The organism is Phycicoccus elongatus Lp2, assembly GCF_000367525.1.
In the GTDB taxonomy this organism is placed as follows: domain Bacteria; phylum Actinomycetota; class Actinomycetes; order Actinomycetales; family Dermatophilaceae; genus Phycicoccus_A; species Phycicoccus_A elongatus.
On the sequence record NZ_HF570956.1, the window covers coordinates 2,432,328 to 2,438,327 of the forward strand.

At 71.0% G+C, this 6,000-nt stretch carries 7 protein-coding genes; all 7 read right to left on the minus strand.

Annotation, left to right across the window (positions count from 1 at the left end; translation table 11 throughout):
- Nucleotides 1-138: 138 nt before the first annotated feature.
- Genes BN10_RS11705 through hisD form a run of 7 tightly spaced genes read right to left on the minus strand, consistent with a single transcriptional unit; the run spans nt 139 to nt 5,946 of the window.
- Nucleotides 139-852 (minus strand): SseB family protein, encoded by a 714-nt coding sequence (locus BN10_RS11705; protein ID WP_040751610.1) that lies wholly within the window; start codon nt 850-852, stop codon nt 139-141.
- Nucleotides 853-887: 35 nt separating this feature from the next.
- Complete coding sequence (priA, locus tag BN10_RS11710; protein WP_010851460.1) at nt 888-1,628, minus strand: bifunctional 1-(5-phosphoribosyl)-5-((5-phosphoribosylamino)methylideneamino)imidazole-4-carboxamide isomerase/phosphoribosylanthranilate isomerase PriA; 741 nt, start codon at nt 1,626-1,628, stop codon at nt 888-890.
- Between the two features lie 14 nt (nt 1,629-1,642).
- Nucleotides 1,643-2,284, minus strand: coding sequence for an imidazole glycerol phosphate synthase subunit HisH (gene hisH, locus BN10_RS11715; protein ID WP_010851461.1), 642 nt, complete (start codon nt 2,282-2,284; stop codon nt 1,643-1,645).
- Nucleotides 2,281-2,901: a hypothetical protein gene (locus tag BN10_RS11720; protein ID WP_010851462.1), complete on the minus strand. Its 621-nt coding sequence runs from the start codon at nt 2,899-2,901 to the stop codon at nt 2,281-2,283. The genes hisH and BN10_RS11720 overlap by 4 nt, the downstream gene beginning before the upstream one ends.
- Before the next feature lie 4 nt (nt 2,902-2,905).
- Complete coding sequence (gene hisB, locus BN10_RS11725) at nt 2,906-3,526, minus strand: imidazoleglycerol-phosphate dehydratase HisB (RefSeq protein WP_010851463.1); 621 nt, start codon at nt 3,524-3,526, stop codon at nt 2,906-2,908.
- On the minus strand, nt 3,523-4,635 hold the full coding sequence (locus BN10_RS11730) for a histidinol-phosphate transaminase (RefSeq protein ID WP_010851464.1): 1,113 nt from the start codon (nt 4,633-4,635) through the stop codon (nt 3,523-3,525). Before BN10_RS11730 ends, hisB begins: the two co-directional genes overlap by 4 nt.
- Before the next feature lie 3 nt (nt 4,636-4,638).
- Entirely contained in the window at nt 4,639-5,946 is a 1,308-nt protein-coding gene (gene hisD / locus BN10_RS11735; protein WP_010851465.1) for a histidinol dehydrogenase, read from the minus strand.
- Nucleotides 5,947-6,000 lie beyond the last annotated feature (54 nt).

Genomic DNA, 6,000 nt, shown 5'->3' on the forward strand with positions numbered 1-6,000 from the left:
CACGGCCGGTTCAACGGACAAGACTACCAGCGCCCGCGGCATACCTCGAAATCCAGGATCTGCGTCACGCAGACGTTTGCCTCGCACGCAGATATTGCTGCGTGGTGTGCCAACGAGTGCGTCACGCAGACGTTGTGGTCAGCGCAGACGGAAGGCCAGCCCGTCGATCCGGGCGCGGAATTCGCCGTCGGTCGCCAAGCGCTCCCCCAGGCGAGTCGCCAGCGCCTGCACCTGGTCGTGGGTGAGGCCGGGTCGAAGGGTGAGTTCGACGACGAGTTCGCCACCTGGACCGTCGGAGAGTTCGTATGCCGCGACGTCCGCTTCGACCGCGACCGCGCGCCGGACACTGGCGTCGACGAAGGGGTCGCTGGCCGGCGGTGCCCAGGCCTGCTGCTGGGCCAGTGCCCACACCATGCTCGGTCGCAACACCCGCCCGGCACCGGCGACGTCGAGCACGATGACGTCGCACTGCTCCGCGATCGCCGCCTGGGCCATCCTGGCGGCAGTCACCGGACTCGGCCGGGCCTGCGGGTCCCAGGCCGTGAGAGCGTGCATGCCGGTGAAGGCCGGCAGGGCGCGTCGACCGTCCGGGGCCGTCAGGGTGACCAGTGCCATGTCGACGTGGGTGTCGGCGGCGAGCGGGCCGGAGTCGTCGATCTCGACCGGCTCGGCGACGATCGGCACGAGGAAACGCCCGGTCACGACCGCAGCCATCAGGGTGTCGTCATCGGCGGTGAGGGCGGCGAGGAGCGCGGGGTCGGTCGCGCCGGTGTCGGTCTCGAACCCGCTCGGGCTGAGTTCCCGCCCGCTCCACGGCACGCTGGCCGAGTCGGTCGCGTCGGACGTGGGCACCCGGGCAGGATGCCTTGAATGATCCCGGGGGTTGCTCATCGTGGCGGTGCTCCTCGCGCGACGTCGAGAGCCTCGGGCAGCGTGAAGGCACCCTTGTAGAGGGCCGATCCGACGATCGCGCCCTCGACGCCGATCGGCACCAGGGCACGGATGGCCTCGATGTCGGCCAGCGTCGAGACCCCACCGGACGCGACCACGGGGCGCTGCGTGCGCGCACAGACGTCGCGAAGCAGGTCGAGGTTGGGCCCTTGGAGCATGCCGTCCTTGGCGACATCGGTGACGACGTAACGGGCACACCCTTCGCGGTCGAGACGATCGAGGGTTTCCCAGAGATCGCCGCCCTCGCTCGTCCAGCCGCGCGCCGCCAAGGTGGTGCCCCGCACGTCGAGGCCGACCGCGATCCGGTCGCCGTGCTCGGCGATCGCCCGGGCGGTCCAGTCCGGATTCTCCAGCGCGGCCGTGCCCATGTTGACTCGCCGGCACCCGGTCGCGAGGGCCTGCTCGAGGCTCTCGTCGTCGCGGATGCCGCCGCTCATCTCGACGAGGATGTCGAGGCGACCCACGATCTCGGCGAGCAGGTCGGCGTTGCTTCCGGTGCCGAAGGCCCGGTCGAGATCGACCAGGTGGAGCCATTCGGCGCCCTGTTCCTGCCAGGCCAGGGCCGCCTCGACGGGGTCGCCGAAGTCCCAGCCGGAGCCGGCAACCCCCTGTTGGAGTTGCACGGCGCGCCCGTCACGGACGTCGACGGCGGGGAGCAGTTCGAGGCGGTCGGTCATGGGGTCTCCATCGGTCACAGTGATCGGATCCAGTTCTCCAGCAGCGTCAGCCCGGCCTCCCCGGACTTCTCCGGGTGGAACTGGGTGCCGGACAGCGGGCCGTTCTCGACCGCGGCGACGAAGCGCTCCCCGTGCGTCGCGTGCGTGACGATGGGTGCGACCTCCTCGAAAGCCCGGGAGGTGGGGTGCAGTGACCAGTCGTGTGCGGCATACGAGTGGACGAAGTAGAAGCGCTCGGTCTCGACGCCCGCGAACAGCCGGGAGCCGGACCCGACGTCGACCTCGGCCCACCCCATGTGGGGGACGACCGGCGCCGTGAGCCGCTCGACGCGTCCCGGCCACTCCCCCAGGCCCTCCTGCGGCCGCGCGGTCGGCTCACCCGATCCCTCGAACAGCACCTGCATGCCGACGCAGACCCCGAGAACCGGGCGGGACCCGGCCAGCCGCCGACCGATCAACAGCGGGCCCTGTGCCGCCAGCAGCCCCTCCATGCACGCGTGGAAGTTGCCGACTCCCGGAACGAAGAGGCCGTCCGCGCCGAGCACCGCGCCGGGGTCGGCCGTGAGCTCGACGAGAGCTCCCACCTTCTCCAGGGCACGCACGGCCGAGCGGACGTTGCCACTGCCGTAGTCGAGCACGACGACGTGCTTGCTCATCGCTCCTCCTGCCGCTCGTCACCGTGGTCGTAGTCATGGGTGTGGTCGAAGGACCGCACTGCCTTGCGGTCCGGCTCGATGCGATCGTGTTCCGGAGCGGGGCCGTTGCGCAGCAGGTCCTCCCCTGGGAGACCGAGCACCGAGAGCAACTGGACCAGCCGGTCCAGCGGGGTGCCGGACGTGCCACGGAAGACCTCCGCCACCGCCGCGGGGGTGACACCTGGGGACACACCGGCGATGCCTGCGATCATCCCGGTGGGGAGGGGGGGCAGGTCCGGAGTGCGACGCACGCCCTGGCCGGGCTGCCACACCAGCCATCGTTGCTCGGCGCGCCAACCCCGTGGTTGCACGGTGACCACGGCACAGCCGTCGACGACGAAGAGGCCGAGCGAAGGCCGTCGTCCCCACGGGGTCGGACGGGCGGCGAGCACCTCGAGGCCGCGGTCGTAGGGCGGCTTGGTCCGAGCGCGGTCCTCGACCAGGCAGACGCCGGTCCAGCCGGGCAGGTCCACAGCCGCGACGGCGACGAGCCCACGGCGCAGCCAGCGCGCGGAGGCCTTGGCGCTGCCGCGGACGAGCACGAGCCCGTGCCCGGCACCGGGGGTCGCGAGGGTCATGGCCTCAGAGGGCACCCTTGGCGCTGGGCACGCCCTCGACCCTGGGGTCCCGGGCCACGGCGGCCCGAAGGGCTCGGGCGACCGCCTTGAACTGCGCCTCGATGACGTGGTGGGGATCGCGACCGCTGACCACCCGGACGTGCAGGGCCAGGCCGGCGTTCGTGGCCAGGGACTCCCAAACGTGACGAGTGAGGGAGCCGACGAAGGTGCCGCCCACGATGACGTACTCCTGGCCCGCAGGCTCGCCCTCGTGGACCACATAGGGTCGGCCCGCCACGTCGACGACAGCCTGCGCCAGGGCCTCGTCGAGAGGCACCAGCGCGTCGCCGAACCGTGAGATGCCGCTCTTGTCGCCCAACGCCTCCTTGAGGGCCTGACCGAGGACGATCGCGACATCCTCGACCGTGTGGTGGGCGTCCACGTCGACATCACCCTCGGCGTGCACCGTGAGGTCGATGAGCGAGTGCTTGGCCAGGCTGAGCAGCATGTGGTCGTAGAAGCGGACGCCGGTGGACACCTCGCCACGCCCGGTGCCGTCGAGGTCGACGGTGACCTCCACCGTGGACTCGGAGGTGGCACGCCTGACCGTGGCGGTGCGGTGGGCCTGCGAGCTGGACACGCTCACTCCTTGTGGGTTGGGGCCAAGTCGGCCATCGCGGTGAGGAAGGCGGAGGTCTCCTCCGGCGTCCCCGCCGACACTCGAAGATAGCCGGGGATGCCGACATCACGGACGAGGACGCCCCGGTCGAGCAGCGCCTGCCACGCGGCGTGGCTGTCACGCAGGTGCCCGAAAAGCACGAAATTGGCGTCACTGGGCACCGGCTCCAGGCCCATCGCCGTCAACTCGCTGACGATCCGATCGCGCTGTGCCTTGATGGCGTCGACCGTGTCGAGCATGAGCTCGGTGTGGGCGAGCGCGGCCAGCGCCACCGCCTGCGTCTGCGTGCCGAGGTGGTACGGCATGCGCACCAGGCGGAGCGCATCGATCAGGTCCGGGTCGGCGGCCAGGTATCCCAGCCGAGCACCGGCCAGGGCGAAGGCCTTGCTCATCGTGCGGGTGACGACCAGCCTCGGGCGACCCGTGAGCAAGGTCAGGGCCGAGGGCACTCCCGGGCGGGAGAACTCCGCGTAGGCCTCGTCGACGATGACGAGCGCGTCCGGGGCCGCCTCGATCACCGCCTCGACGACGTCGAGCCCGAGAGCCGTGCCCGTCGGATTGTTGGGTGAGCACAGGAAAACGACGTCGGGCCGATGGCGCCGGACCTGCTCGGTCGCCGACGCCGCGCTGAGGCCGAAGGCTGCCTCCGTGTCGACTCCGCGCATCCCGTCGACCCAAGTGGTGCCCGTCGTCGTCGTGATGATCGGGTGCATCGAGTAGGCCGGGGTGAATCCCAGTGCAGTCCGTCCCGGACCACCGAAGGCCTGGAGGAGGTGCAGGAGCACTTCGTTGGAGCCATTGGCGGCCCACACCTGGGATGCATCAACTGCAGTCCCCGTTGCCGAGAGGTATGCCGCGAGCACGGTCCGCAATTGCGTCGCCTCGCGGTCCGGGTACCGATTCAGGCCGGCCGCGGCCGCCCGGACCCGCGCAGTGATCTCGTCGACGACGACCTGCGGCACGGCATACGAGTTCTCGTTGGTGTTCAAGGCGACAGGGACGTCGAGTTGCGGTGCGCCATAGGCGGATCGCCCGCGCAGGTCCGGGCGCAGCAGCGCCTCGATCTCGGATCGCACGGGTCAGCCCAGTTCGGGGAGACGGGCGATGACGGCGTCGCCGTGGCCGGGGAGGTCCTCGGAGCGGGCCAGGGTCACGACGTGGGCGCCGACCTCGCGCAGCGCCGCCTCGCTGTAGTCCACCACGTGAATTCCGCGCAGGAAGGACTGCACGGACAGCCCGCTGCTGTGCACGGCGCTGCCACCGGTCGGCAGGACATGGTTGGAGCCGGCGCAGTAGTCGCCGAGGCTGACCGGCGACCAGGGACCGACGAAGACCGCACCCGCGTTCCGCACCCGAGCGGCGACGGCAGCGGCATCGGCGGTCTGGATCTCCAGGTGCTCTGCGGCATACGCATTGACGACGGCGAGGCCGGCATCGAGGTCGTCGACGAGCACGACAGCGGACTGGCGCCCGGTCAGGGCCGAGGTGACTCGCTCGACATGCTTGGTCGCCACGACCCGACTGGCCAACTCGGACCCGACCGCACCGGCGAGCTCGACGCTGTCGGTGACCAGGACCGAGGCAGCGAGCGGGTCGTGCTCGGCCTGGCTGATCAGGTCGGCCGCGACGTGGCCGGCGTCGGCGGTCGCGTCCGCGAGGATGGCGATCTCGGTGGGTCCGGCCTCGGCATCGATCCCGATGAGCCCCTTGAGGAGCCGCTTGGCGGCGGCGACATAGATGTTGCCCGGTCCGGTGACGAGGGTGACCGGGTCGCAACCCTCGAAGCCATGGGCGAAACCGGCGATGGCCTGCGCACCACCCATCGCATAGACCTCGTCAACCCCCAGCAGAGCGCACGCCGCGAGGATGGTCGGATGGGGCCAGCCGTCGTGATCCACCTGCGGTGGGCTCGCCACCGCGAGGGATCCGACACCGGCAATCTGCGCGGGAACCACGTTCATGACCACGCTGCTCGGGTAGACCGCCAGTCCCCCGGGGACATAGAGGCCGACCCTGTCCACCGGCACCCATCGCTCGGTGACCGTGCCGCCACTGGCGACCACCGTGACCTTGTCGCTGCGCCGCTGGTCGGCGTGGACGAGTCGGGCTCGGCGGATCGACTCCTCCAGGGCACGACGGACCGCGGGGTCGAGCTCGGTCAAGGCCCGGGACAGGACGGCGGCCGGCACGCGCAGGCTGGAGGGGCGCACCCGGTCGAAGCGTTCGGCGGCGTCGAGAAGGGCCTGGCTGCCGCGCAGGCGGACGTCGTCGCAGATCGGCGCAACCGCTGACAGGGCGGCTTCGACGTCGAACTCGGCCCGGGGCAAGGCACCACGCAGGTCCCGCAGCGAGAGCGGACGGCCACGCAGGTCGAGCACGGGGAGCATGTCCCCAGTCTAGGTGTACCCGGCCATCACGTTGGTGACAGTCGACTGGTGGGG

Coding starts and splice junctions, on each gene's coding strand:
- hisH (WP_010851461.1), bottom strand. CDS start 2,284: ATGAGCAAGCACGTCGTCGTGCTCGACTACGGCAGTGGCAACGTCCGC.
- BN10_RS11720 (WP_010851462.1), bottom strand. CDS start 2,901: ATGACCCTCGCGACCCCCGGTGCCGGGCACGGGCTCGTGCTCGTCCGC.
- priA (WP_010851460.1), bottom strand. CDS start 1,628: ATGACCGACCGCCTCGAACTGCTCCCCGCCGTCGACGTCCGTGACGGG.
- hisD (WP_010851465.1), bottom strand. CDS start 5,946: ATGCTCCCCGTGCTCGACCTGCGTGGCCGTCCGCTCTCGCTGCGGGAC.